We start from the raw sequence: 23,762 nt of genomic DNA on the forward strand, positions 1-23,762 counted from the left end.
GGTCACTGGCCCATGGCGTGCACGCCGCCGTCGACGTGGACGATCTCGCCGGTCGTCGCCGGGAACCAGTCGGACAACAGCGCCGCGCACGCCTTGGCCGCGGGGACGGCGTCGTTGACGTCCCAGCCGAGCGGGGCCCGCTCGTCCCAGACCTGCTCGAACTGCTCGAAGCCGGGGATCGACTTGGCGGCGGTAGTGCGGATCGGGCCCGCGGCGACGAGGTTGCACCGCACGTTCCTCGGGCCGAGGTCGCGGGCCAGGTAGCGGTTCGTCGACTCGAAGGCGGCCTTCGCCACCCCCATCCAGTCGTACACCGGCCAGGCGAACTTCGCATCGAAGGTGAGCCCGACGACGCTGCCACCCTCCTTCATGAGCGGCAGGGCCGCGACCGCGAGGGACTTGAGGCTGTACGCCGAGATGTGCAGGGCCGTCGACACGTCCTCCCACGTCCCCTCGATGAAGTTGAACGCGCCCTGCGGGGCGAACCCGATCGAGTGCAGGACGCCGTCGAGGCCGTCGACGTGCTCGGCCAGGCGGTCGGCGAGGGTGTCGAGGTGTTCCTGCTCGGCGACGTCGAGCTCGATGACCGCAGGCGTCTCGGGCAGGCGACGCGCGATCGTCTGGGTGATCTTCATCGTCCGCCCGAACGAGGTCAGCACGACCCGCGCACCTTCCTCCTGAGCGATCTTGGCGACGTGGAACGCGATCGAGCTGTCCATGAGGACACCGGTGACGAGCAGCTTCTTGCCTTCGAGGATTCCCATGCCTGCGACTTTCTGTGGGTTCGGGGAGGAGATGCGGTCGACGCGCCTGCAGCGTGTCGGAGCGTCGGAGCCGGTCAGCGCCGGTCAGCGCCGGTCAGCGCCGGTCAGCGCCGGCCAGCGCCGCTGGGTCAGTGCCCCATGCCGAGGCCGCCGTCGACGGGGATGACGGCGCCGGTGATGTAGCCCGCCTCTTCGCTCGCGACGAACCGGACGACGGAGGCGACCTCCTCCGGCGTGGCGAAGCGGCCGGCGGGGATCCCGGACAGGTAGGCCTTCTTCTGGTCCTCGGGAAGCCCCGCGGTCATCTCGGTCTCGATGAAGCCCGGGGCGACGACGTTGGCCGTGATGCCGCGCCCACCGAGCTCGCGGGTGATCGACCGGGCCAGGCCGACGAGCCCGGACTTCGACGCGGCATAGTTGGTCTGGCCGGGCGAGCCGTAGAGGCCGACGACGCTGCTGATGAGGACGATCCGCCCCTTGCGCTTGCGGATCATGCCGGTGGCGGCCCGGCGCGCGCAACGGAACGCACCGGCGAGGTTGGTGTCGATGACCGCGTCGAACTCCTCGTCGCTCATCCGCATCAGCAGCGTGTCGCGGGTGATCCCGGCGTTGGCCACGAGCACCTCGACCGGGCCACCGAGCAGCTCCTCGGCCTGCGTGAACGCCTGGTCGACGGACGCCGTGTCGGTGACCTCGCAGACGACGCCGCGCAGCCCGTCCGGCGGCTCCCCCGAGCGGTAGGTGATGACGACGTTGTCGCCGGCGTCCGCGAAGGACCGGGCGATGGCCAGGCCGATGCCGCGGTTTCCTCCGGTCACGAGCACGTTGCGCTGCGTCCCCGCGGGTGCGCCGGGCGATGCGGTCGATGCCACTGGTCGTTCCTCCGTCCGTCCGGCCAGGCCGGGTCGTCGTGCTCACGGTCCGGCCCGCCTCGGCGGTCCGGAGCCCCATCAGTGCTGTCTGGTGCTGTCCCGAAACCTAACGGACTACCCAAGGGTAGACAGCACCGTAGGTCGCGGGGCGACGGCGACCTAAGGTGGAGAGGTGGCACGACACAACGACCGACCGGTGGTCCACACCGTCACCTCGGCGGCGACGTCGACGACCGACGACCAGAGCGCGCGGATGAAGCGCTACCTCATCATGATGGGGATCCGCGTCGCGTGCTTCGGGCTCGTCTTCGTCACGTCCGGCTGGGTGCGCTGGGCCGCCGTCGCCGGCGCGGTCGTCATCCCCTACTTCGCCGTCGTCATCGCGAACGCGGTGCGACCGCGGGAGGTCGGCTCCATCCAGGCCGTGACGCCGCGACCCGACGACACCCACCGCCTCGAGCAGTGACCCACCGGTGAGCGTCCTTCCCTCCCTCGACCCGGTCGAGGCACCCGAGCGCGTCTGCAGCGCGAAGGGCTGCCGAGCGACGGCCCGTCACGCGGTCGTCTGGAACAACCCGAAGCTGCACGCCGCCGACCGCCGCAAGGTCTGGCTCGCGTGCGACGAGCACCGGACGTCCCTCGCCGACTTCGTCGCGCTCCGGGGGTTCCTCATCGAGGTCGTCCCCGTGGAGGCGCTGACCGACGCCGACGGCTGACCGGTCGGCCGCGACGGTGCTCGGCCGGCTCAGCCGCCGATGGCGGACATGGGCCGGTCCGGCTGCACGAAGTCCGGGTCGCCGATGCCGTGCCCGCGCCGCTTGCGCCACATCTCGCCGCGCATCAGAGCGAGCAGCTCGTCGTCGGAGGCGCCGTCGCGCATCGGCCCGCGCAGGTCGGTCTCGGTGGTGGAGAACAGGCAGTTGCGCACCTGTCCGTCGGCGGTGAGTCGGGTGCGGTCGCAGGCCGCGCAGAAGGGGGCCGACACGCTGGCGATGATGCCGACCGTCTGGGGACCGCCGTCGACGAGGAACCGCTCGGCGGGGGCACTGCCCCGGTCTGCGGCCGGCAGGGGTGTCAGGGTCCACCGCTGCGAGAGCCGGGCCCGGATCTCGTCGGCCGTGACCATGTCGCGCCGGTCCCACGCGTGCTGGGCGTCGAGGGGCATCTGCTCGATGAAGCGCAGCTCGTAACCGCGCTCGAGGCACCACGCGAGCACGTCGGCGACCGCGTCGTCGTTGAGACCGCGCATCGCGACGGCGTTGACCTTGACCGGCGTCAGCCCGGCCTCGGCCGCCGCCCGGAGCCCGGCCTCGACGTCGGCGAGCCGGTCCCGGCGCGTCAGCCGCGTGAAGGTCTCGGCGTCGATGGTGTCGAGACTGACGTTGACGCGGTCGAGCCCCGCGTCGCGAAGGGCGGAGGCGACCTTCTCCAGGCCGACGCCGTTGGTCGTCATGGCGATGCGGGGCCGAGGCTCGAGCGCGGCGATGCCGGCGACGAGGTCCACGAGGGAGCGACGCAGGAGGGGCTCGCCACCGGTGAGGCGCACCTGGGTGACGCCGTCGCGGACGAACAGGCCGATGACGCGCAGCATCTCCGCGTCGGTGAGCATCTCGGCGCGCGGCATCCACGGCAGACCCTCCGCCGGCATGCAGTACGTGCAGCGCAGGTTGCACCGGTCGGTGACCGACACCCGCAGGTCGCGCGCCACCCGCCCGAACCGGTCGGCGAGGCCGGTGCCGACGGGCAGCACCGTGGGGTCGGGAAGGCTGGTCATGGCCTCCACTCTAGGCCGGGGTACCGTCAAGACGTGCTCAGACTGTGGTTGACCCGGCGCTGGCTGGTCGGGAGCCTCCTCGCGGTCCTCTTCGGCGTGGCGTGCTTCTACCTCGGCCTGTGGCAGTGGCACCGCCACGAGGACAAGCAGGTCAAGGTCGACGCCATCGCCCGCCACTACGACGCCTCGCCGGTCCCGCTGGAGCAGGCCCTCGCGGCAGGCCCGCTCACGCCCGAGCGGCAGTGGACGCGCGTCACCCTGAGGGGCACGTACGCGTCGGGCAGCGACCTGCTCGTGCGCAACCGCACCCTCGACCAGACGGTCGGGTTCGAGGTGCTGACCCCCTTCTCGACCGACGGACACGTCGTCCTCGTCGACCGGGGCTGGGTGCCCAACGCGCAGGACGCCGAGACGACGCCCCCGGCCGACCCCGCCCCCGCGGGCGAGGTCGCCGTGACGGGATGGCTGCGCACCGACGAGCCGAGCCTGGGCCGGGACCTGCCGCACCCCCAGCTGGCGAGCATCGACCTCACCGACGCCCGGGCCCAGGTGCCCGCGCTGAGCCCCCTCGACTGGTACGTCGTCCTCGGCTCCCAGCAGCCCGCCGCGTCGCCGGGCGCCCACCCGGTGCGGCCGCTGCCCCGCCCCGAGGAGGACCTCGGACCGCACCAGGCCTACGCCTACCAGTGGTGGCTGTTCATGCCCGGCGGCGTGGTCTTCGTCTGGTGGGCGTTGCGCCGCGAGCTCCTGCTGGCCGACAGCGAGACCGAGGACGGGACCGAGGGCGACATCGAGGGCGACGGCACATGGCGGCCGGCGCCGGGTAAGGGGTCGGTCGGGCACGTCCCGGTCGGCGTCGACCGCGCCGCCGCTCCCGCCGCCTCGGACCGTCCGTCACGGCCAGCACGTCCGGCCAAGCCGGCCAGACCCAGGAAGGTGCGCATCTGGGACGAGGAGGACGCGTAACCGTCCTCGGGCGCAGATCGCGGGGCGGTGGCCCTCAGACCGCGCGCTCGACGGCCTTCTCGTCGAACTGGGTGGCGTGCAGGTCGGCGTAGAGCCCGCCCCGGGCGAGCAGCTCGGCGTGTCGGCCCGTCTCGACGACACGGCCGTGGTCGAGCACCACGATGAGGTCGGCCTGCCGGATCGTTGAGAGCCGGTGGGCGATGACGATCGACGTGCGGCCCTCGAGGGCGGCGTCGAGCGCGCGCTGGACGGCCACCTCCGACTCGGAGTCGAGGTGGGCCGTCGCCTCGTCGAGCACGACGACGTCCGGCGCCTTGAGCAGCAGCCGTGCGATGGCGAAGCGCTGCTTCTCGCCGCCGCTGAGCCGGTGACCACGGTCACCCACCACCGTGTCGAGCCCCTCGGGCAGCTCCTCGACGAGGTCGCTGATCTGGGCCGCGCGCAGCGCCGCCGCGACCTGCGCCTCGGTGGCATCGGGACGGGCGTAGAGGAGGTTGGCGCGGATCGTGTCGTGGAACAGGTGCGCCTCCTGGGTCACGACCCCGACGCGCTGGCGCAGCGACTCCATCGTCACGTCGCGCAGGTCGAGCCCGCCGATGCGGACGCTCCCGGTACTCGGGTCGTAGAGCCGGGCGACGAGCGCGGTGAGCGTCGTCTTGCCGGCGCCCGAAGGACCGACGAGCGCCACGAGGGACCCCGCGGGCACGTCGAGGTCGATGTCGTGCAGGACGAGACCGCTGCCCCGGCGGTCGCCGGACGCGACCGACTCGAGCGAGGCCAGGGACACCTCGTCGGCGGAGGGGTAGCGGAACGACACGCCGTCGAGCGCGACGCCGAGCGGACCCCTGGGCAGGGCCACGGCGTCGGGTCGCTCCCGGACGAGGGGCTCGAGGTCGAGCACCTCGAAGACGCGTTCGAAGGAGATGAGGGCGGTCATGATGTCCACGCGCACGTTGGACAGCGACGTCAGGGGGCCGTAGAGGCGGGCGAGGAGGGCGGCCAGTGCGAGGAGGGTGCCGACCGAGAGCGTCCCGCCGACGGCCATGACCCCGCCGAAGCCGTAGACCATCGCGGTGGCGAGGGCCGCCACCAAGGTGAGCCCCGCCATGAAGACCGTGCGGTTGACCGCGATCTCGATGCCGATGTCGCGGACCCGTCCGGCGCGCTCGGCGTACTCGGCCTCCTCGCGCGCGGGCGAGCCGAAGAGCTTGACCAGGAGGGCACCGGCGACGTTGAACCGCTCGGTCATCCGGGTGCCCATGTCGGCGTTGACGGTCATCTGGCGGTGGGCGAGCGTCGCGAGACGGCGCCCCATGAGCCGCGCCGGGACGAGGAAGAGCGGCACGAGCAGCAGCGAACCCAGCGTCAGCGGCCAGGAGAGGGCGAACATCGCGCCGACGACGAGCACGACCGACACGACGTTGCTGACGACGTTCGACAGCACCGAGGTGAAGGCCTGCTGGGCGCCGACGACGTCGCTGTTGAGACGCGAGACGAGCGAGCCGGTCTGGGCGCGCGTGAAGAAGGCGATCGGCTGGCGCAGGACGTGGCCGAAGACCTCGGTGCGCAGGTCGTTGATGAGGCCCTCGCCGATGCGCGCGGAGTACCAGCGTGAGACGACCGTGAGCAGCACGTCCACCACCGCGATGGCGGCAACGACCAGGGAGAGCCGGACGACGAGCCCGGAGTCCCTCGGTACGACGCCGTCGTCGACGATCGCCTTGAGCAGGAGCGGGACGGCGACGACGAGGAGCGAGTCGAGGACGACGACGAGGAGGAAGGCCGCGATGGCGCCCTTGTAGGGGCGCGCGTAGCCGAGTACCCGACGCCGGGTGCCGGGCGCGAGGCTCCGCTCGGCGACGGACGAGTCGCGCGACATCGACCGCATCGCCATCCACGGCTGCATCCCCACGGCGACTCCTCCTTGCTCCGCGTCGGCCCTCTCGGACCGGCTGCTCCTCTCCATCCAACCCGCGACCACCGACACCGATTCCCGACACCGGTTCCCGACACCGTTCACAGCACCCGGCGACGTGCCCCGGCGTCGGAAAGCCCCCGGAGGCCTCGGGGGTGTCAGGACGCGTCGTGAGCGTCGGGACGCAGGCGCCCCACCATGCCGAGGAGGAGCCCGGTCTGGGCCTGACGCTCGGCGCGCAGCTGGGTCTCGGCGTCGTTGGTCACGGCGGCGCGCAGCAACGGCTTGAGGGCACGCACCGCCTCGGCGGGGGCCTCGAGGAGGGCCGCGACGAGGGAGGCCGTGGCCTCGTCGAGATCGGCCGCCGGCGCGATCGAGGTGAGCAGGCCCATGGCGTGGGCCTCGGGCGCCGACACCGGTCGGCCCGTGGCACACATCTCCAGGGCCCGGGCGTACCCGACGAGGTGGACGAGCGGACCCGTGCCGCCGAGGTCCGGGACGAGGCCGAGGCTCACCTCACGCATGGCGAACCACGAGTCGAGCGCCGCGACGCGCAGGTCCGCGGCGAGCGCGAGCTGGAGTCCCGCCCCGATCGCGTAGCCGTGCACCTGGGCGACGACGACGGCCGGACACTGCGCCCAGGCCGTGAAGCCCTCCTGGAAGCGCGCGATGCCGTCCTGGACGGACGCGGGGCCGCCGGAGACGAGCGCGAGGACGCTCTCCTCCCCCGGCACGCCCTCGGGCGTGAACATCGCGGTGTCGATGCCGGCCGAGAACGCCGCCCCCTCCCCGCGCAGGACGACGACGCGCACCTCCTCGGGCACCGAGCGGGCCTGGTCGGCGAGCGCCGCCCACAGCGAGGGCGTCTGGGCGTTGCGCCGGTCCGGGTGGTCGAGGACGAGGGTGCGAACGGGGCCGGCCGTCTCGACACGCAGGTGCGGATGGGGCCGGTCGTGCTGCGTCGCGGTCATGCCTCGCAGGCTACCGGCGGGTCACCTCGTCAGGCGGCCGCGGGCAGCCGGGCCGGCAGCACGGCCCGGAGCACGCCCCACCCGCCGACGGACGCCGGCTGGACGACCTCGACCCGGAAGACGCGTGCACAGTCCAGGCACGACCAGGCGGCGGTCGGGTCGGGGAAGGGCGTCACGTCCTCGCCCGCGCAGAACGGGCAGCTGAGGGTGTGGTCGGTCGGCATGTCGAGAAGTGTCACGCCGCCGGGGACGAAAGACAATAACGGTCCATGATGTGACCCATCACAGGCACTTATGAGTCAGGCGAGCGCGATGAGGTCCCGGTAGTCCGGCCCCCAGAGGTCCTCGACACCGTCGGGCAGCAGGAGGATGCGCTCGGGCTCGAGGGCCTCGACCGCGCCCTCGTCGTGGGTGACGAGGACGACGGCGCCTTCGTACGTCTTGAGCGCGCCGAGGATCTCCTCGCGCGACGCGGGGTCGAGGTTGTTCGTGGGCTCGTCGAGGAGGAGGACGTTGGCGGCCGAGACCACCAGCATCGCCAGCGACAGGCGCGTCTTCTCACCGCCGGACAGCACGCCCGCGGGCTTGTGGACGTCGTCGCCGGAGAAGAGGAAGGACCCGAGCACCTTGCGGACCTCGGTCTCGCCGAGGTCCGGGGCACTCGACTTCATGTTCTCCAGGACGGTCCGCTCGACGTCGAGGTTCTCGTGCTCCTGGGCGTAGTAGCCGAGGCGCAGGCCGTGGCCCGGCTCGACCTCGCCCGTGTCCGGGGCGTCGACGCCGGCGAGCATCCGCAGCAGGGTCGTCTTGCCGGCGCCGTTGAGGCCGAGCACGACGACCTTGCTCCCCCGGTCGATGGCGAGGTCGACGTCGGTGAACACCTCGAGCGACCCGTACGAGCGCGACAGCCCTGAGGCGCGCAACGGCGTCCTGCCGCAGGCAGCCGGTTTCGGGAAGCGCAGCTTGGCCACCTTGTCCTGGACGCGCTCGCCCTCGACGCCGGCGAGGAGGCGCTCGGCACGCTTGGCCATGTTCTGGGCGGCCACGGCCTTCGTGGCCTTGGCACGCATCTTGTCCGCCTGGGCCAGCAGTGCGCCGGCCTTCTTCTGCGCGTTCTGCAGCTCGCGGCGTCGGCGTCGCTCGTCGGTCTCGCGCTGCTGGAGGTAGGTCTTCCAGCTCACGTTGTAGACGTCGAGGGCCGAGCGGTTGGCGTCGAGGTGGTAGACCTTGTTGACCACCGCGTCGAGCAGGTCGGCATCGTGGCTGATGACGATGAGCCCGCCCTTGTACGCGCGCAGGTACTCACGCAGCCACACGATCGAGTCGGCGTCGAGGTGGTTGGTCGGCTCGTCGAGCAACAGGGTCTCGTTGCCGGAGAAGAGGATCCGCGACAGCTCGACGCGTCGCCGCTGGCCACCGGAGAGCGTGCGAAGGGGCTGGGAGAGGATGCGCTCGTCGAGCCCGAGGGCGCTCGCGATCGAGGCTGCCTCGGACTCGGAGGCGTAGCCGCCCTGGGCCTCGAACTCGACCTCGAGGCGCGCGTACTTGCGCATGGCCTTGTCGCGGACCTTCTCGTCGTCGCTGCCCATCCTCACCTCGGCCGCGGCGCGGTCGCGGACGATCGTGTCGAGGCCGCGGGCCGACAGGATGCGGTCCCGGGCGAGGATCTCGAGGTCGCCCGTGCGTGGGTCCTGGGGCAGGTAGCCGACCGCGCCGGTGCGAGTCACGGTGCCCGCGGCGGGCAGCCCCTCCCCGGCGAGGACCTTGGTCAGGGTCGTCTTGCCGGCCCCGTTGCGACCGACCAGGCCGATGCGGTCGCCGGAGTCGACGCGGAAGCTGGCGTCCTCCAACAGCAGGCGCGCCCCAGCACGCAGCTCGATCCCGGTGGCGACGATCACGGCGTTCCTCCTCGATGTGCCGCACTTCGTCAGCGGCCGGACAACCCCACCATTCTAGGAGCGTCGCGAGGGTGCCGCCGACGGGTCGTCCCGCCGCCGGCTCACGTCGTTGCGGAACCAGGCCGGTTGGACGCCGGCGAGGCAGCCGTCGAGGGTGTCCCCGCCGCCCCGGCGGTGCGGTCCCGCACCACGAGCACGATGCCGGCGCCGACGAACGAGAAGGCGGCGCTCACGAGCGCCGCGACGTCCCAGCCGTCGACGAGCCCGGGGCCCGGCGGCCGCGTCGCGTGGCCCGCGACGAGCACGGAGAGTCGGCCGGCGACGTGCGAGCCGAGGTCGGCCACGAGCGCGTTGAGGACGGTGACGGGTCCGGTGAAGCCGACGAGCGCGAGCACCGTGGCCAGGGCCGCCACGACGAGGGCGCGACGTGGCTGGCCCGCGTGGGCCTGGCCGTCGCGTCCGGGCGCCCCCGAGCTGCGTGGTGACGTGCTCACGACCCGCTCGTGTGTCGGCCGGCCTCACCGCCGGGCCGGGAGGTCCGACGACAGGCCGTCGGACCACTTTACGACCGGGGGCACCGGCGCTCAGTCCTTTCGGCCGAGAGCACCACCGGCCGCATCGATGCGCTCGGGTAGCGTGAGCCCCCGTGACAGCCCCCATCACCGCCCGTGACATCACCGCAGCCGAGCACCTAGCCTGGCTGCGCACGCAGCCGTCCGCGAGCTTCCTGCAGACCCCGGCGTGGGGAGAGGTCAAGCGGGACTGGCGACACGGGTCGGTGGGCTTCTTCGAGGGCGACCGGATGGTCGGCGCGGCGCTCGTGCTCCATCGGTCCCTGCCGCGCATCGGGCGGTCGCTCGCCTACGTCCCGGAGGGTCCGGTCATCGACTGGACCTCCCCGCGTCTCGTCGAGCTGCTCCGCGCACTGCGGGACCACCTCCACGGCAAGGGGGCCTTCGCGCTGCGTCTCGGGCCACCCGTGCCCACGCACCGCTGGCACGCCGCCACCATCAAGGCGGCCATCGCCGACGACGACGTGCGCCGCTACGACGAGGCGACCCCCGACGTCGTCGAGCCCGTCGGCACCGCGGTCGTCGCCGAGCTGGAGCGACTCGGCTTCCGGCACCTCTCGCCCGAGGACGGGTTCGCGGCCGGGCAGCCCGAGTACGTCTTCCAGGTGCCTCTCGCGGGGCGCACCGAGGCCGACGTCCTCGCCGGCATGAACCAGCTCTGGCGCCGCAACGTCAAGAAGACCACCAAGAACGGCGTCACGGTCCGCGTCGGCGACGCGGCCGACCTCGGGACGTTCCACCGCCTCTACGTGGAGACGGCAGAGCGGGACCGATTCACCCCACGGGGACGTGAGTACTTCGAGCACATGTACGCGACGATGTCGGCCGAGGACGCCCAGCGCATCCGGGTGTACCTCGCCGAGCACGAGGGCGATGCCCTCGCCGCGACGATCTGGATCCGCGTCGGTGAGCATGCCTGGTACTCCTACGGCGCCTCGACCGCCGCCAATCGCGAGCTGCAGGCGTCCACCGCGATCCAGTGGCAGATGATCCGCGACTCCATCGCCGCGGGCGCGACCGTCTACGACCTGCGCGGGATCACCAACACCGTCGCGGCCGACAACCCCCACATCGGGCTCATCCGGTTCAAGGTCGGGACGGGCGGCGAGGCGGTGCGTCTCGCCGGTGAATGGGATCTGCCGCTGAACCGCTTGCTGTACAAGGCTTTCGACCTCTACATGAAGCGGCGGTGACGGTTCGTGTCCTTGGTGCTGCACGTCGACGGTGAGCGCTGGCGCTCGGCCCACGACCGGTTCGTCGCCGACCGTCCGGGCCTCGTGCCTGTCGTCAAGGGCAACGGCTACGGGTTCGGGCGCGAGCTGCTGTGCGCGGAGGCCGGCCGCCTCGGCGTGCCCATGGTGGCCACCGGCACCTACGCCGAGCTGCCCGAGACCCTCGGCTGGTTCGGCGGCGACGTCCTCGTCATGGAGCCGTACCGGGCGGCCGTCCACGACGGTGTGCCGGCGCTCGTCCACGACCGTGCCGTGCACACGGTCACGACGCGCGAGGACCTCGCGGACCTGCGTGCCGCGAACGCCCGCGCGCGGGTCGTCGTCGAGGGCCTGACCTCGATGAACCGGTTCGGAACCCCGATGACCGAGGTCGCGGCCCTCGTCGGCGAGGCGGATGCCGTCGGCGTCACGCTGCACCTGCCGCTCGGCAGCGGCCACGTCGAGGAGATCAGCCGGTTCGTCGCCGCCGTCCCCGGCGAGCTGACGTGGTACGTCTCGCACGTCAGCGCGGCGGAGCTCGCCGAGCTGCACCGGCGCCACCCCGGGCTCGAGTTCCGCCCCCGCATCGGCACCGACCTCTGGTACGCCGACAAGGGCTCCTACGAGGTCCGGGCCCACGTCCTCGACGTACGCCGCGTCGGCCGCGGCGCCCGCGCCGGCTACCGGCAGCGTCCGGTGGCGGCCGGCCACCTCGTGGTGGTCAGCGGCGGCACGTCGCACGGCGTCGCCATGGAGAGTCCCGCCTCGGCCGCCACGGCCCGGTCGCGCGCCGTGGCGGTCGCCGAGGGAGTGCTCGAGGCTGCGCACCGCGTCCGGTCGCCCTTCACCGTCTCGGGCACGATGCCTCGCTTCGCGGAGCCGCCCCACATGCAGTGCAGCATCCTCACCCTCCCCGACGGCGTCACTCCGCCGCAGGTGGGCGACGAGGTGACGGTCCGGATGCGCCTGACGACGACGACCCCCGACGCCGTCGTCGTGTCCTGACGCGTGCCCTGACGCGTGTCCGGACGCGAGCCCGGACCCGCCGGTGGGTACGGCCTCACCAGATCGAGACGGACGGGCCCAGGCCCGGCTGACCCAGCGGACCGCGACGCCCCGGGGCGCCGGTCCCGAGCCACAGGAGCAGCCCGATGACCTTCAACGACAACGCGCAGCTGGACACCTCGCAGGTCGAGAGCGGACGTGGCGGCAGCTTCGGCGGCGGAGGCGGGGGGTTCCCCGGCGGCATCCAGGTCGGGGGCGGCATCGGCGGCCTCATCGTGCTCGTCCTGCTGCTCATCTTCGGGGGCGGACGGCTCCTCGGCGGGGGCGACTCCGGCGACACCGGCGTCGGGGGCCTGCCGGCCCAGCAGCTCGACAACAGCCAGGTCGCCGCGGCCGGGCAGGTCGACCAGGGCGAGTTCTCCCGGTGCAGGACGGGCGCGGACGCCAACCGGGACGACGTCTGCCTCGTCGTCGCGACGGTCAACAGCGTCCAGGACTACTGGACGAAGACGCTGCCGAAGTACCAGGTGAACTACGAGCCGGCCAAGACGGTCATCTACCAGGGCCAGACACCCTCCGGCTGCGGCACCGCGAACTCGCAGGTCGGGCCGTTCTACTGCCCCCTCGACGGCAAGGTGTACATCGACGCGAGCTTCTTCGCCGAGCTGCAGAGCACGTTCGGGGCAGACGGCGGCCAGCTGGCCAAGGAGTACGTCGTCGCGCACGAGTACGGCCACCACATCCAGGACCTCCTCGGCATCCTCAACCGGGCCCAGCAGGACCCGCAGGGCCCGAACTCCGGCTCCGTGCGCATGGAGCTCATGGCCGACTGTCTCGCGGGCACGTGGGTCAAGCACGCCACCGAGACCACCGACCAGAACGGCACGACGCTGCTCAAGCCCATCACCGAGTCCGACATCAGGTCCGCCCTGTCGGCCGCCGCCGCCGTCGGCGACGACCGCATCCAGGAGAAGATGCAGGGCCGCGTCACCCCGGAGTCCTGGACCCACGGGTCGGCGAAGGCCCGGCAGGCGTGGTTCACGCAGGGCTACCGCACCGGCGACATCAACCAGTGCAACACCTTCGGCGTCGAGTCGGTGAGCTGACGCACCGAGCAGCTCAGGGCGCGTCGGGCTCGGTGAGCTCGACCCACACCGCGCGGCCGCGTCGCAGGGCGCTGTCCAGCACGTCCCGGCGTGGGTCGGGCAGGTCGTAGAGCTCGCGCAGCGGCAGGTCGCGCAGCGCCCGCAGGGCCGACGCGTCGAGGACCTGCCGGACGAGGCGCCGGTCGCCGCCGACCACGAGGCCGCGCGGGAGCCCGGGTGCAGCGGAGGCGGGCGACTCGTCGCCGCCGAGCAGCACCCGGCGCGCATGCCCGACGACGGCCTCGACGAGCTCGTCGGCCTGCTTGCCGCGCCGTCGCGCGAACCGCTGCTGCGACCAGCCGCCGGCTGCCGTGCGCGACTGGACGTGCCGCGTCCCGACCTTCGAGCCACGCCACGCGCCGTCGACGGCCAGGCCGACCGCGTACCCACCGCGCCGAACGAGCACGACGCCGAGCGGGTCGTGGGAGAACGGCGTGGCCACGAGGGTGGATCCGTCGGCCGCCCGCGCGGACACGACGACGCCGCCGGGAGCGGTCTCCTCGGCGGCGTCGTAGAGGCCGTGGCGCTCGGCGAACCCGGCCATCCAGCGGTCGAACCGGTCGGGGTCGACCTCGATGACCCGGCTGCCCACGGTCAGGTCGCGTTCAGGGTGCGGCTCAGAGGTTGAAGCCGAGGGCGCGCAGCTGCTCGCGGCCGTCCTCGGTGATCTTGTCCGGGCCCCACGGCGGCATCCACACCCAGTTGATCCGGTGGGAGGCGACGAGTCCCTCGAGCGCCTGCGCGGTCTGGTCCTCGATGACGTCGGTGAGCGGGCACGCGGCGGAGGTCAGCGTCATGTCGATGACGGCGTGCGCCTGCGCGTCGACGGTGATGCCGTAGACGAGCCCGAGGTCGACGACGTTGATGCCGAGCTCGGGGTCGACGACGTCGCGCAGGGCCTCCTCGACGTCGGCGACGTTGGTCGGGGTGGTGGTCTCGGTCATGACGACACTCCCTGGGTCGGTCGGTGGGTGGGTCGGGCAGGTCGGGTGCTGTCAGCGGGGGCGGTGGACGCCTCGCCGATGTCGACGCCGGCGCGGGCGAGCGCATCGGTGAAGGCGGTCCAGCCGAGCAGCGCGCACTTGACGCGTGCCGGGTACTTCGCGACGCCGGCGAAGGCGACGCCGTCACCGATGACCTCCTCGTCACCGCTGAGGGTGCCCTTGGAGGTGAGCATCGCGCGCATCGCGGCGAAGGTCGACAGCGCCTCGGCCACGGGTCGGCCGATGACCTCCTCGGCGAGGACCGACGAGCTGGCCACCGAGATCGAGCAGCCCCGGGCGTCGTACGACACGTCGCGCACGACCGCGTCGGAGCCCTCGCCCGCGACCTCGACCCGCAGGGTCACCTCGTCGCCGCACGTCGGGTTGATGTGGTGCACCTCGGCGTCGAACGGCTCGCGCAGACCCGCGTGGTGCGGCCGCTTCGAGTGGTCGAGGATGAGCTCCTGGTAGAGGTCCATCAGCTCGCCTCCCTCGCGTCGTCGGCCTCGCCGCGCAGCGCCCGCGCGTCGTGGCGGGCCTCGAGGTCGGCGTCGGGGTCGGAGTCGAGGTCGGTGCCGGTCACGTCGATGCCGAAGATCCGGGGCACGCGGTCGAGCGCCGCGAGCAGGGCGCGGACGTCGTCGGGACCGTTGTGCACGCCGAACGACGCGCGCGTCGTGGCCGTGGCGCCGAGGACGCGGTGCAGCGGCCACGCGCAGTGGTGGCCGACGCGCACGGCGACGCCGGCGTCGTCGAGCACCTGCCCGACGTCGTGCGCGTGGACGCCCTCGACGACGAACGCGACGGCCCCGCCGCGGGGCGTGCCGACGGCGGGGCCGACGACGCGTACCCAGGGGCGCGCGGCGAGCCCGCGTTGGAGCAGGTCGACGAGAGCGGCCTCGTGCGCGTGGACGCGGTCGATGCCGATGGACTCGATCCAGCGCACGGCCGCGGCGAGGCCCACTGCCTGTGCGGCGTTGGGCACGCCGGCCTCGAACTTCTGCGGCGCAGGGGCGTAGGTCGAGCGCTCCATCGTGACGAGCTCGATCATCGAGCCACCTGTGAGGAACGGCGGCATCACGTCGAGCAGCGCACCGCGACCCCAGAGGACGCCGACGCCCATCGGGCCGTACATCTTGTGGCCGCTGAACGCGATGAAGTCGGCGCCGAGCGTCGCGACGTCGACGGGCAGGTGCGGCACCGACTGGCACGCGTCGACGACGACCAGCGCACCGACGGCGTGGGCGCGCTCCGCCAGCTGGGTCACGGGGTTGACCGTGCCGAGCACGTTGGAGACGTGCGTGAAGGCGAAGACCTTGGTGCGCTCGGTGAGCAGGTCGCCGAGCCCGTCGAGGTGCAGGGCACCGTCCTCGCCGACCGGCACCCAGCGCAGGGTCGCGCCCGTGCGACGGGCGAGCTCCTGCCAGGGCACGAGGTTGGCGTGGTGCTCCATCTCGGTGACGAGGATCTCGTCCCCGGGACCGAGCACGAAGCGCTCGTCCTTGGGGTCGTCGGTGGGCGCGGCGTTGGAGAACGCGTACGCGACGAGGTTGAGGGCCTCCGTGGCGTTCTTGGTGAAGACCACCTCGTCGGACGGCGCGCCGATGAACGAGGCGATGGTCGCGCGGGCGGCCTCGAAGTCGTCGGTCGCCTCCTCGGCGAGCTGGTGCGCGCCGCGGTGGACCGCGGCGTTGCGCTGCTCGTAGAAGGCGCGCTCGGCGTCCAGGACAGCGGTCGGCTTGTGCGACGTCGCCCCCGAGTCGAGGTAGACCAGCGGCCTGCCGTCGCGCACGGTGCGCGCGAGGATGGGGAAGTCACCGCGGATCGCGGCGAGCTCCCCATCCGTGAACGGCAGGACGTCAGTCATCGGGCTCAGGCCTCCACCACCGCGGGAGCCGCGGTGAGGTAGCGGTCGTAACCCTCGTCCTCGAGGCGGTCGGCCAGCTCGGGGCCACCCTCCTCGACGATCTTGCCCTCGACGAAGACGTGCACGAAGTCCGGCTTGATGTAGCGCAGGATCCGCGTGTAGTGCGTGATGAGCAGGACGCCGAGGTCGCTGTTCTTCTTGGCGCGGTTGACACCCTCGGAGACGATCTTCAGGGCGTCGACGTCGAGGCCGGAGTCGGTCTCGTCGAGGACGGCCACCTTCGGCTTGAGCAGCTCCATCTGGAGGATCTCGTGGCGCTTCTTCTCGCCGCCCGAGAAGCCCTCGTTGACGTTGCGCTCGGCGAACGCGGGGTCCATGCGGAGGTTGTTCATGGCCTCCTTGACCTCCTTGACCCACGTCCGCAGCTTCGGGGCCTCGCCGTCGACGGCGGTCTTGGCGGTGCGCAGGAAGTTGCTCACCGTGACGCCGGGGACCTCGACCGGGTACTGCATCGCGAGGAAGAGCCCGGCCCGGGCGCGCGCGTCGACGCTCATCGCGAGGACGTCCTCGCCGTCGAGGGTCACCGTGCCACCGGTGACCGTGTACTTCGGGTGGCCGGCGATGCTGTAGGCCAGCGTCGACTTGCCGGAGCCGTTCGGCCCCATGATCGCGTGGGTCTCCCCCGACTTCACGGTGAGGTCGACCCCGCGCAGGATCTCCTTGGGGCCGTCCTCGGTCTCGACCGAGACCGTGAGTCCCTTGATCTCGAGCGTGCTCATCGGGTCAGTTCTCCTTGTTCGTCGGGCTGTTCGTCGGGCTGTTCGTCGTGCTGGGGGTCTGCTGGGTGGCGGCCGCGTAGGCCGTGGAGGCGAGCTCCTCCTCGATCGCCGCGGTGACCTCGTCCCGCAGGTCGGCGAGCGGGATCTCGCGGATGATGTCGGCGAAGAAGCCGCGCACGACGAGGCGCTTGGCCTCGTCCTCGGTGATGCCGCGCGACTGCAGGTAGAACAGCTGCAGGTCGTCGAAACGCCCTGTCGCAGAGGCGTGCCCGGCGCCCTCGATCTCACCGGTCTCGATCTCGAGGTTCGGCACCGAGTCGGCGCGGGCGCCGTCGGTCAGGACGAGGTTGCGGTTGAGCTCGTAGGTGTCGGTGCCCTCGGCCTCGGCACGGATGAGCACGTCGCCGACCCACACGGTGCGGGCGGTCTCGCCCTGGAGCGCGCCCTTGTAGGTCGCCCGGCTCTTGCAGTGCGCCTCGTTGTGGTCGACGTAGGACCGGTGCTCGAGGTGCTGTCCGGCGTCGGCGAAGTACACGCCGAGCAGGGTCGCGTCACCACCGGGCCCTGCGTAGCGCACGTTGGCGTTGACGCGGACGACCGCCCCGCCCAACGACACGGCGAGGTGCTTGTAGCGGGCGTCACGGCCGACGAGGGCGTCGTGCTGGGCCAGGTGCTGGGCGTCGTCGTCCCAGCGCTGCACGGACACGAGCGTGAGGTCGGACCCGTCGCCGGTGACGACGGACACGAGCTGTGAGTAGCGGGCCGAACCCGTGTGCTCGACGACGACGGTCGCCTTGGAGAAGCGCCCGGCGCGCACGACGAGGTGGCCGTGCACCGGCTCACCGCCGGTGCCGACGAGCGAGAGGCGCACCGGCGCGTCGAGCTCCGCCTCCGCCGGGATGTCGAGCAGCAGCGCGCCGTCGGCAGCCGCGCCGGCGACGACCGCGGCACGGTCCTGGGGCGGGAGGATGCCGAGCCCCTGGGCCTGGCCGGCCGTGATCGTCGACGTCGTGACCCCTTCGGGCAGCTGGCTGCCCACGTCGAGGCGACCCGTCGCACCCTCGGCGAGCAGGCCGGCGAGCTTCTTGACGGGCGTGAAGCGCCAGTCCTCCTCGCGGCCCGAGGGCAGCGGGAAGGCGGCGACGTCGAAGGACGCCGTGCGCTCGGCGCGCGACTGGTCCGGCACGAAGGCCGCAGCGGAGTCGGTGTGGGCACGGTTGGCGGCGTCGGCCACGGAGCTACCCGTGTCGACGAGCGTGTCGGCAACGGACATCAGCCGACGGCTCCTTCCATCTGGAGTTCGATGAGGCGGTTGAGCTCAAGGGCGTACTCCATGGGCAGCTCTCGCGCGATCGGCTCGATGAAGCCGCGCACGATCATCGCCATGGCCTCGTCCTCGGCCATGCCGCGGGACATGAGGTAGAACAGCTGGTCCTCGGAGACCTTCGAGACCGTCGCCTCGTGGCCCATGGACACGTCGTCCTCGCGGATGTCGACGTACGGGTAGGTGTCGGAGCGGCTGATCGTGTCGACGAGCAGGGCGTCGCAGCGCACGGTCGAGGCCGAGTGCGAGGCGCCCTCGAGCACCTGCACGAGACCGCGGTAGGAGGCGCGACCGCCACCACGAGCCACGGACTTGCTGATGATCGAGCTCTTCGTGTTGGGAGCCGCGTGGACCATCTTGGAGCCGGTGTCCTGGTGCTGCCCCTCGCCAGCGAAGGCGATCGAGAGCGTCTCACCCTTGGCGTGCTCGCCCATGAGGAAGACGGCGGGGTACTTCATCGTCACCTTGGAGCCGATGTTGCCGTCGATCCACTCCATCGTCGCGCCCTCCTCGCAGGTGGCGCGCTTGGTGACGAGGTTGTAGACGTTGTTGGACCAGTTCTGGATCGTCGTGTAGCGCACGCGGGCGTTCTTCTTGACGATGATCTCGACGACGGCCGAGTGCAGGGAGTCCGACTTGTAGATCGGCGCGGTGCAGCCCTCGACGTAGTGCACGTAGGAGCCCTCGTCGGCGATGATCAGCGTGCGCTCGAACTGGCCCATGTTCTCGGTGTTGATGCGGAAGTAGGCCTGCAGCGGGATGTCGACGTGGACGCCCTTGGGCACGTAGATGAACGAGCCACCGGACCACACGGCGGTGTTGAGCGCGGCGAACTTGTTGTCGCCTGCGGGGATCACCGTCGCGAAGTGCTCGCGGAAGATGTCCTCGTGCTCCTTGAGCGCGGTGTCGGTGTCGAGGAAGATGACGCCCTGCTGCTCGAGGTCCTCACGGATCTGGTGGTAGACGACCTCGGACTCGTACTGCGCGGCGACGCCGGAGACGAGGCGCTGCTTCTCGGCCTCCGGGATGCCCAGGCGGTCGTAGGTGTTCTTGATGTCCTCGGGCAGGTCGTCCCACGTGGCCGCCTGCTTCTCGGTGGACTTCACGAAGTACTTGATGTTCTGGAAGTCGATGCCGGTCAGGTCGGAGCCCCACGAGGGCATCGGCTTCTTGCCGAAGAGGCTCAGGCTCTTCAGGCGCAGCTTCGTCATCCACTCGGGCTCGTTCTTGCGGGCCGAGATGTCGCGCACGACGTCCTCGTTGAGCCCACGGCGAGCTGACGAGCCGGCCACGTCGCTGTCGGCCCAGCCGTACTCATAGGTGCCGATGCCCTTGAGGCCGGGGTTCAGCTCTTCGATGTGGGTGGTCATGAGGAACCTTCCTTGACGTGCGTTCGGTCGTTCCGTGCGGACGTGGTGGCGGACGTGGTGGCGGACGTGCTGGCGGACGTGCTGGCGGACGTGCTGGCGGACGTGCTGGCGGACGTGCTGGCGGACGTGGTCGTGCCCGGGCTCGCGGGTGCGGGGCTACTCAGTGCTGCACCGGAGGCAACATCCGGGGCGTCGGCGCTCTTCCGTGCGAGTCCACCCGTCGGGATGAACGTCGTGCACACGTGGTGGCCGCCCGCGAGCGTCGCCAGCCGCTGCACGTGCACCCCGAGGAGCCGGGAGAACGCATCGGTCTCGGCCTCGCAGAACTGGGGGAACTCCTCGGCGACGTGCTGCACGGGGCAGTGGCCCTGGCACAGCTGGACGCCGGCCAGACCTCCGCTGCCGACCGGGCGTGCCGTCGCGGCGAAGCCGTCCTCGCTCAGTGCCTCGACGAGGACGTCGGCGCGGGCGGCGGGGTCGTCGCCGACGGCGTCGAGACGCGCCGCGTAGCGTGCCTCGAGGGCGCCGACGCGCTCGCGGGCGAAGGCACCGACCGCGCCGCTGCCGGCCCGCTCCTCGAGGAACCCCAGCACCTCGACGGCCAGCGAGTCGTAGTCGGCCTCGAGGGAGCGGTGACCGACCTCGGAGACGACGTACGCGCGGGCCGGTCGGCCGCGGCCCCGCCGCTGGCCGGCCGGCTCGTGGGGCACGACGGCGCCCTGCTCCACGAGGGCGTCGAGGTGGCGTCGGACGGCGGCCGGGGTCAGGTCGAGGTGACGGCCGAGCTCCGCGGCCGTGACGGGCCCGTCGGAGGAGACCATGTGGAGCACGCGCGAGCGCGTCCGGGACTCGAGCGGCGACACGTGGTCGCCGTCCCTGCCCTCGCGCGGTGCATGCTCCGGGAAAAACACAACACCATTGTGACGTAATTGCTCGTGGAAGTGCCAGTTAGGTCCGCCTAACCGGCGACGTCGACCGGTATGCGAGGTTCACTCCTCCTCGTCGCGCTCGCGCCGCTCGGCGGCGTCCTCCTCGTCGTCGTCCCCGTAGCCGTCGTCACCGTACGGCCGGTCGTACGCGTCGAAGCCGTCGCCCGCGTCCTCCTCCTCCGGCGTGGGCTCCGGCGGCATGATCACCGACGGCAGCCTCGTGCGGGGCGGGGCCACGGCGTCGGGCCCGAACCACCGGCGTCGCAGCGGGGCGGTGACCCAGCCCAGCGGGCAGGTGAGGACGTAGCCGTAGGCGACGACCATTCCGGTGGCCCCGGGGAAGAACACGAGCCCGAGCACGAGCAGCACGCCGAGCGGGACCGAGATCCGCAGGTGCCGCGGCGAGAGCAGGTCACGGAAGGACCGGAACCGGAACGAGGAGGCCATGAGGGCGGCGGGCACGACGCCCGCGGCGACCGGCAGCAGCGGTGCCCAGTCGTAGAGCGGTTCGCCGATGGCCATGACGGTGGCGATGACGACACCGGCGGCGCCCGGGCTCGCGAGGCCCACGAAGTACCGCTTGTCGGCGAGCGGGTCGATGGTGACGTTGAAGCGGGCGAGGCGGTAGGCCGCGCAGGCCAGCCAGAACATGGCGCCGGCCCAGGCCCAGACCGGGTGCGCGGGCAGGGCCCACGTGTACACGAGGACCGCGGGCGCGATGCCGAAGGAGATGAGGTCCGCGAGCGAGTCGAACTGCAGCCCGAAGGGGGTGATGGCCCCGACGGCGCGGGCCACGGCGCCGTCGCAGATGTCGAGGACGATCGAGATTCCGACGAGCACGGCCGCCGCGCGGAACTCCCCCTGGAAGGACAGCAGCACGGAGGAGAAGCCGCAGAGCATGTTGCCGAGCGTGAACAGGCTGGGCAGCACGGCGCGGGCGCGCACCCGCGGGTTGAGCCGGCTCCACGGGACGACGCGCGCCCCGGTGGACGAGACGAGACGGATGCCGCGGGTGACGCGGTCGCGCCGTCGTGGTCGCGACCCTGCTGCTGGGTCGCCGGTCACGACGCGTCCGTCGCGGGGAAGCGGCCGAGGACCGTCTCGCCGCCGACGGCCCGCTTGCCCTTGGTGACCTCGAGCACGACCTCCGGCGGGACGAAGACGTCCATGCGCGAGCCGAACTTCATCAGGCCCATGCGCGCGCCGGTCGGTACCTCGTCCCCGGGTGCGACGCGGGTGACGATGCGGCGGGCGAGCTGGCCCACGAGCTGGCGGTAGACGACGCGTCGGACGGTGCCGCCGACCTCGCGCTCGACGACGATCTCGCTGCGCTCGTTCTTCGTGGCGCTCTCGGCCCGGTAGGCGGCGAGGAAGCGGCCCGGCGTGTGGGTGACGTCGACGACCCGGCCGCCGTACGGCGAGCGGTTCATGTGCACGTCGAGCAGGGACAGGAAGATGCTGACCTGCTGCCACTGCCCGGCCGGGGCGAGGCCCGGCTGCGGCTCGCCGACGTGCATGACGATGCCGTCGGCCGGCGCGAGCACGACGTCGGGGTCGCCGACCGGGGTCCGGTCGGGCGTCCGGTCGGGGTCCCGGAAGAAGAGGGTGACGCCCGCGGTGAGCAGGCCGAGGGCGAGCGTCGTCCGCGGCCGGCGGGCGAGCGCCGCGACGACGGTCGGTACCGCGGCCATGGCGGTGAACGGTCGGGCGGCGGGGTCGATCTTCACGGGGTGGTCACTCCGGCTTCTCGGTTCTCGGTGGCGTGGAGGGGGCGAGGGGGCGAGGGCTCGGCCGGGACGGTACCGCCTCGGGGCGTCCTGCGCTGGCCGGTGCGGTGACGGGGCCTCCCGCCACCGAGCCTAGACTCATCAGCCATGACCGCCGCGGTGACACTGACCGACCTGCACCGCTCGTTCGGCGACGTCACGGCCCTCGACGGCCTCTCGTGGAGCGCACCGGCGGGCCGTGTCACCGCGGTGCTCGGCCCGAACGGAGCCGGCAAGACGACCGCCATCGAGTGCGCCGTCGGCCTCGGGCGCCCCGACGCCGGCTCGGTGCGGGTGCTCGGCACCGACCCGTGGGACGCCTCGCCGGACCATCGCTCCCGCGTGGGCGTCATGCTCCAGGCCGGCGGTCTGCCCAACGGCACCCGACCGATGCGCCTGCTGCACCACCTGGCCCGGCTGTACGCCGAGCCGGCCGACGTCGACGCCCTGGCCCGGCAGCTCGGCATCACCGACTTCGCCCGCACGACGGTCCGGCGGCTGTCCGGCGGCCAGAAGCAGCGGCTCTCCCTCGCTGCCGCGCTCCTCCCCCGGCCCGACGTGCTCTTCCTCGACGAACCGGCGGCCGGCCTCGACCCGCACGGACGCCTCGACGTCTGGGACCTCGTCGCCGCGCAGCGCGACGCCGGCGTCACGGTCGTCGTCACGACGCACTCCTTCGAGGAGGCCCAGCGCCTCGCCGACCACCTCGTCATCATGAACGCCGGGCGCACGGTCGGCGAGGGCACGCTCGACGAGGTGACGGGCGGCCGAGCCCTCGAGGACGTCTACTTCAGCCTGACCCGGAGGGGGGCCGCGTGACCGCCGCGCCGACGCCCACGCCCTCCCCGGCCGGTCCGGCGACCGGGAGCCGGCGCGGTGCCGCCCCGGCCCGGCAGCGGGTCCTCGCCCAGGCCTCCTTCGAGGTCGGCAACCTGCTGCGCAACGGCGAGCAGCTCCTCGTCTCCCTCGTCCTGCCGGCGATGGCGCTCGTCGGTCTCGCCGTGACGAGCACACCCTCCCTGGGCGCCGGGCGCCGCATCGACGTCGCCACCCCCGGTGTCCTGGCCCTGTGCGTCGTGTCGGCCGCCTTCACGGCCCAGGCGATCGCCACGGGTTTCGACCGGCGCTACGCGGTGCTGCGCTACCTCGGCGTCACACCCCTCGGGCGCGGCGGCCTCGTCGTCGCCAAGGCCCTCGCGACCCTGGCCGTCGAGGTCGTGCAGCTGCTCGTCGTCGCGGCGCTCGGCCTCGCCCTCGGGTGGCGACCGGAGCCCGTCGGCGTCGTGTGGGCGCTGCTGTTCGTCGTCGCCGGCACGTGGGCGTTCGTCGCGCTCGCCATGCTGCTCGCGGGCACGCTGCGCGCCGAGGCCGTGCTCGCCCTCGCCAACCTCGTGTGGGTGCTCCTCCTCGGCCTCGGCGGGGTCGTCGTCCCGCGCAGCGAGCTGCCCGCCGGGCTGTCGCACGTCGCCGGGGTGCTGCCGTCCGCCGGACTGGCCGACGGGCTGCGGAGCGCCCTCGTGCACGGGTCGCTGAACCTCGGCGCCCTCCTCGTCGTCCTCGCGTGGGGCGTCGTCGCGACCGTGCTCGCGGCGCGCTTCTTCCGGTTCGACGACTGACCGACCCGGCGCTCCGCGACCGCGCGGGGAGTGCC

At 72.4% G+C, this 23,762-nt stretch carries 26 protein-coding genes; 8 read left to right on the forward strand and 18 right to left on the reverse strand.

Annotated elements, in window-relative coordinates:
* Window positions 1-2: 2 nt before the first annotated feature.
* Together fabI and fabG are read right to left on the reverse strand one after the other, a co-directional pair.
* Window positions 3-764 (reverse strand): enoyl-ACP reductase FabI, encoded by a 762-nt coding sequence (gene fabI, locus ACR9ZK_RS04650; protein WP_481340711.1) that lies wholly within the window; start codon window positions 762-764, stop codon window positions 3-5.
* A gap of 128 nt (window positions 765-892) precedes the next feature.
* Window positions 893-1,636, reverse strand: coding sequence for a 3-oxoacyl-ACP reductase FabG (gene fabG, locus ACR9ZK_RS04655; protein ID WP_481340712.1), 744 nt, complete (start codon window positions 1,634-1,636; stop codon window positions 893-895).
* Between the two features lie 172 nt (window positions 1,637-1,808).
* On the opposite strand from fabG, the gene ACR9ZK_RS04660 reads away from it, so the two are divergent.
* Together ACR9ZK_RS04660 and ACR9ZK_RS04665 are read left to right on the forward strand one after the other, a co-directional pair.
* The gene (locus ACR9ZK_RS04660) at window positions 1,809-2,102 is read left to right on the forward strand and encodes a DUF3099 domain-containing protein (protein ID WP_481340713.1); all 294 of its coding nucleotides are present in this window, start codon (window positions 1,809-1,811) and stop codon (window positions 2,100-2,102) included.
* Window positions 2,103-2,109: 7 nt separating this feature from the next.
* Complete coding sequence (locus ACR9ZK_RS04665; protein ID WP_481340714.1) at window positions 2,110-2,352, forward strand: hypothetical protein; 243 nt, start codon at window positions 2,110-2,112, stop codon at window positions 2,350-2,352.
* A gap of 29 nt (window positions 2,353-2,381) precedes the next feature.
* Here ACR9ZK_RS04665 and moaA read toward each other — a convergent pair whose 3' ends face one another.
* The gene (moaA, locus tag ACR9ZK_RS04670) at window positions 2,382-3,410 is read right to left on the reverse strand and encodes a GTP 3',8-cyclase MoaA (RefSeq protein ID WP_481340715.1); all 1,029 of its coding nucleotides are present in this window, start codon (window positions 3,408-3,410) and stop codon (window positions 2,382-2,384) included.
* A 33-nt stretch (window positions 3,411-3,443) separates the two neighbouring features.
* Between moaA and ACR9ZK_RS04675 the strand changes: the two genes are divergently transcribed.
* Window positions 3,444-4,376, forward strand: a complete 933-nt coding sequence (locus tag ACR9ZK_RS04675) for an SURF1 family cytochrome oxidase biogenesis protein (RefSeq protein ID WP_481340716.1) — start codon at window positions 3,444-3,446, stop codon at window positions 4,374-4,376.
* 34 nt (window positions 4,377-4,410) lie between these two features.
* On the opposite strand, the gene ACR9ZK_RS04680 is transcribed toward ACR9ZK_RS04675, so the two are convergent.
* The 5 genes from ACR9ZK_RS04680 to ACR9ZK_RS04700 all read right to left on the reverse strand — a co-directional run bounded on the left by ACR9ZK_RS04680 (window position 4,411) and on the right by ACR9ZK_RS04700 (window position 9,654).
* A complete protein-coding gene (locus ACR9ZK_RS04680) occupies window positions 4,411-6,282 on the reverse strand; it encodes an ABC transporter ATP-binding protein (RefSeq protein ID WP_481340743.1) in 1,872 nt (623 codons plus the stop codon).
* A 167-nt stretch (window positions 6,283-6,449) separates the two neighbouring features.
* Window positions 6,450-7,262, reverse strand: a complete 813-nt coding sequence (locus tag ACR9ZK_RS04685; RefSeq protein ID WP_481340717.1) for an enoyl-CoA hydratase/isomerase family protein — start codon at window positions 7,260-7,262, stop codon at window positions 6,450-6,452.
* Window positions 7,263-7,291: 29 nt separating this feature from the next.
* On the reverse strand, window positions 7,292-7,486 hold the full coding sequence (locus ACR9ZK_RS04690; RefSeq protein ID WP_481340718.1) for a hypothetical protein: 195 nt from the start codon (window positions 7,484-7,486) through the stop codon (window positions 7,292-7,294).
* A gap of 75 nt (window positions 7,487-7,561) precedes the next feature.
* Window positions 7,562-9,160 carry an ABC-F family ATP-binding cassette domain-containing protein gene (locus tag ACR9ZK_RS04695; RefSeq protein WP_481340719.1) on the reverse strand — a complete coding sequence of 533 codons (1,599 nt, stop codon included), beginning with the start codon at window positions 9,158-9,160 and terminating at the stop codon, window positions 7,562-7,564.
* Window positions 9,161-9,261: 101 nt separating this feature from the next.
* A complete protein-coding gene (locus ACR9ZK_RS04700) occupies window positions 9,262-9,654 on the reverse strand; it encodes a hypothetical protein (RefSeq protein ID WP_481340720.1) in 393 nt (130 codons plus the stop codon).
* A gap of 152 nt (window positions 9,655-9,806) precedes the next feature.
* On the opposite strand from ACR9ZK_RS04700, the gene ACR9ZK_RS04705 reads away from it, so the two are divergent.
* From ACR9ZK_RS04705 to ypfJ, 3 genes are all read left to right on the forward strand, one after another.
* Window positions 9,807-10,925, forward strand: coding sequence for a lipid II:glycine glycyltransferase FemX (locus ACR9ZK_RS04705; protein WP_481340721.1), 1,119 nt, complete (start codon window positions 9,807-9,809; stop codon window positions 10,923-10,925).
* 6 nt (window positions 10,926-10,931) lie between these two features.
* On the forward strand, window positions 10,932-11,948 hold the full coding sequence (locus ACR9ZK_RS04710; RefSeq protein ID WP_481340722.1) for an alanine racemase: 1,017 nt from the start codon (window positions 10,932-10,934) through the stop codon (window positions 11,946-11,948).
* 146 nt (window positions 11,949-12,094) lie between these two features.
* Window positions 12,095-13,054 (forward strand): KPN_02809 family neutral zinc metallopeptidase, encoded by a 960-nt coding sequence (ypfJ, locus tag ACR9ZK_RS04715; RefSeq protein ID WP_481340723.1) that lies wholly within the window; start codon window positions 12,095-12,097, stop codon window positions 13,052-13,054.
* A 13-nt stretch (window positions 13,055-13,067) separates the two neighbouring features.
* On the opposite strand, the gene ACR9ZK_RS04720 is transcribed toward ypfJ, so the two are convergent.
* From ACR9ZK_RS04720 to ACR9ZK_RS04765, 10 genes are all read right to left on the reverse strand, one after another.
* Window positions 13,068-13,685: an acVLRF1 family peptidyl-tRNA hydrolase gene (locus ACR9ZK_RS04720; protein ID WP_481340724.1), complete on the reverse strand. Its 618-nt coding sequence runs from the start codon at window positions 13,683-13,685 to the stop codon at window positions 13,068-13,070.
* A gap of 25 nt (window positions 13,686-13,710) precedes the next feature.
* Window positions 13,711-14,037 carry a metal-sulfur cluster assembly factor gene (locus tag ACR9ZK_RS04725; protein ID WP_481340725.1) on the reverse strand — a complete coding sequence of 109 codons (327 nt, stop codon included), beginning with the start codon at window positions 14,035-14,037 and terminating at the stop codon, window positions 13,711-13,713.
* Window positions 14,034-14,555: a Fe-S cluster assembly sulfur transfer protein SufU gene (sufU, locus tag ACR9ZK_RS04730; protein ID WP_481340726.1), complete on the reverse strand. Its 522-nt coding sequence runs from the start codon at window positions 14,553-14,555 to the stop codon at window positions 14,034-14,036. Before sufU ends, ACR9ZK_RS04725 begins: the two co-directional genes overlap by 4 nt.
* Complete coding sequence (locus ACR9ZK_RS04735; RefSeq protein ID WP_481340727.1) at window positions 14,555-15,943, reverse strand: SufS family cysteine desulfurase; 1,389 nt, start codon at window positions 15,941-15,943, stop codon at window positions 14,555-14,557. Before ACR9ZK_RS04735 ends, sufU begins: the two co-directional genes overlap by 1 nt.
* A 5-nt stretch (window positions 15,944-15,948) precedes the next feature.
* Window positions 15,949-16,722: a Fe-S cluster assembly ATPase SufC gene (gene sufC / locus ACR9ZK_RS04740; RefSeq protein ID WP_481340728.1), complete on the reverse strand. Its 774-nt coding sequence runs from the start codon at window positions 16,720-16,722 to the stop codon at window positions 15,949-15,951.
* A 4-nt stretch (window positions 16,723-16,726) separates the two neighbouring features.
* On the reverse strand, window positions 16,727-17,995 hold the full coding sequence (gene sufD / locus ACR9ZK_RS04745) for a Fe-S cluster assembly protein SufD (RefSeq protein ID WP_481340729.1): 1,269 nt from the start codon (window positions 17,993-17,995) through the stop codon (window positions 16,727-16,729).
* Window positions 17,995-19,416 (reverse strand): Fe-S cluster assembly protein SufB, encoded by a 1,422-nt coding sequence (sufB, locus tag ACR9ZK_RS04750; protein ID WP_481340730.1) that lies wholly within the window; start codon window positions 19,414-19,416, stop codon window positions 17,995-17,997. Before sufB ends, sufD begins: the two co-directional genes overlap by 1 nt.
* Window positions 19,413-20,327, reverse strand: a complete 915-nt coding sequence (locus ACR9ZK_RS04755; protein ID WP_481340731.1) for a helix-turn-helix transcriptional regulator — start codon at window positions 20,325-20,327, stop codon at window positions 19,413-19,415. Before ACR9ZK_RS04755 ends, sufB begins: the two co-directional genes overlap by 4 nt.
* Window positions 20,328-20,405: 78 nt before the next feature.
* Entirely contained in the window at window positions 20,406-21,410 is a 1,005-nt protein-coding gene (locus ACR9ZK_RS04760; RefSeq protein WP_481340732.1) for a CDP-alcohol phosphatidyltransferase family protein, read from the reverse strand.
* Window positions 21,407-22,072 carry a phosphatidylserine decarboxylase gene (locus tag ACR9ZK_RS04765; protein ID WP_481340733.1) on the reverse strand — a complete coding sequence of 222 codons (666 nt, stop codon included), beginning with the start codon at window positions 22,070-22,072 and terminating at the stop codon, window positions 21,407-21,409. Before ACR9ZK_RS04765 ends, ACR9ZK_RS04760 begins: the two co-directional genes overlap by 4 nt.
* A gap of 147 nt (window positions 22,073-22,219) precedes the next feature.
* On the opposite strand from ACR9ZK_RS04765, the gene ACR9ZK_RS04770 reads away from it, so the two are divergent.
* Both ACR9ZK_RS04770 and ACR9ZK_RS04775 read left to right on the forward strand, forming a co-directional pair.
* Window positions 22,220-22,930, forward strand: coding sequence for an ABC transporter ATP-binding protein (locus ACR9ZK_RS04770; RefSeq protein WP_481340734.1), 711 nt, complete (start codon window positions 22,220-22,222; stop codon window positions 22,928-22,930).
* Window positions 22,927-23,727 (forward strand): ABC transporter permease, encoded by an 801-nt coding sequence (locus ACR9ZK_RS04775; protein WP_481340735.1) that lies wholly within the window; start codon window positions 22,927-22,929, stop codon window positions 23,725-23,727. Before ACR9ZK_RS04770 ends, ACR9ZK_RS04775 begins: the two co-directional genes overlap by 4 nt.
* The last annotated feature ends 35 nt before the right edge of the window (window positions 23,728-23,762 follow it).

Source organism: Monashia sp. HAY1-5C (genome assembly GCF_056755255.1).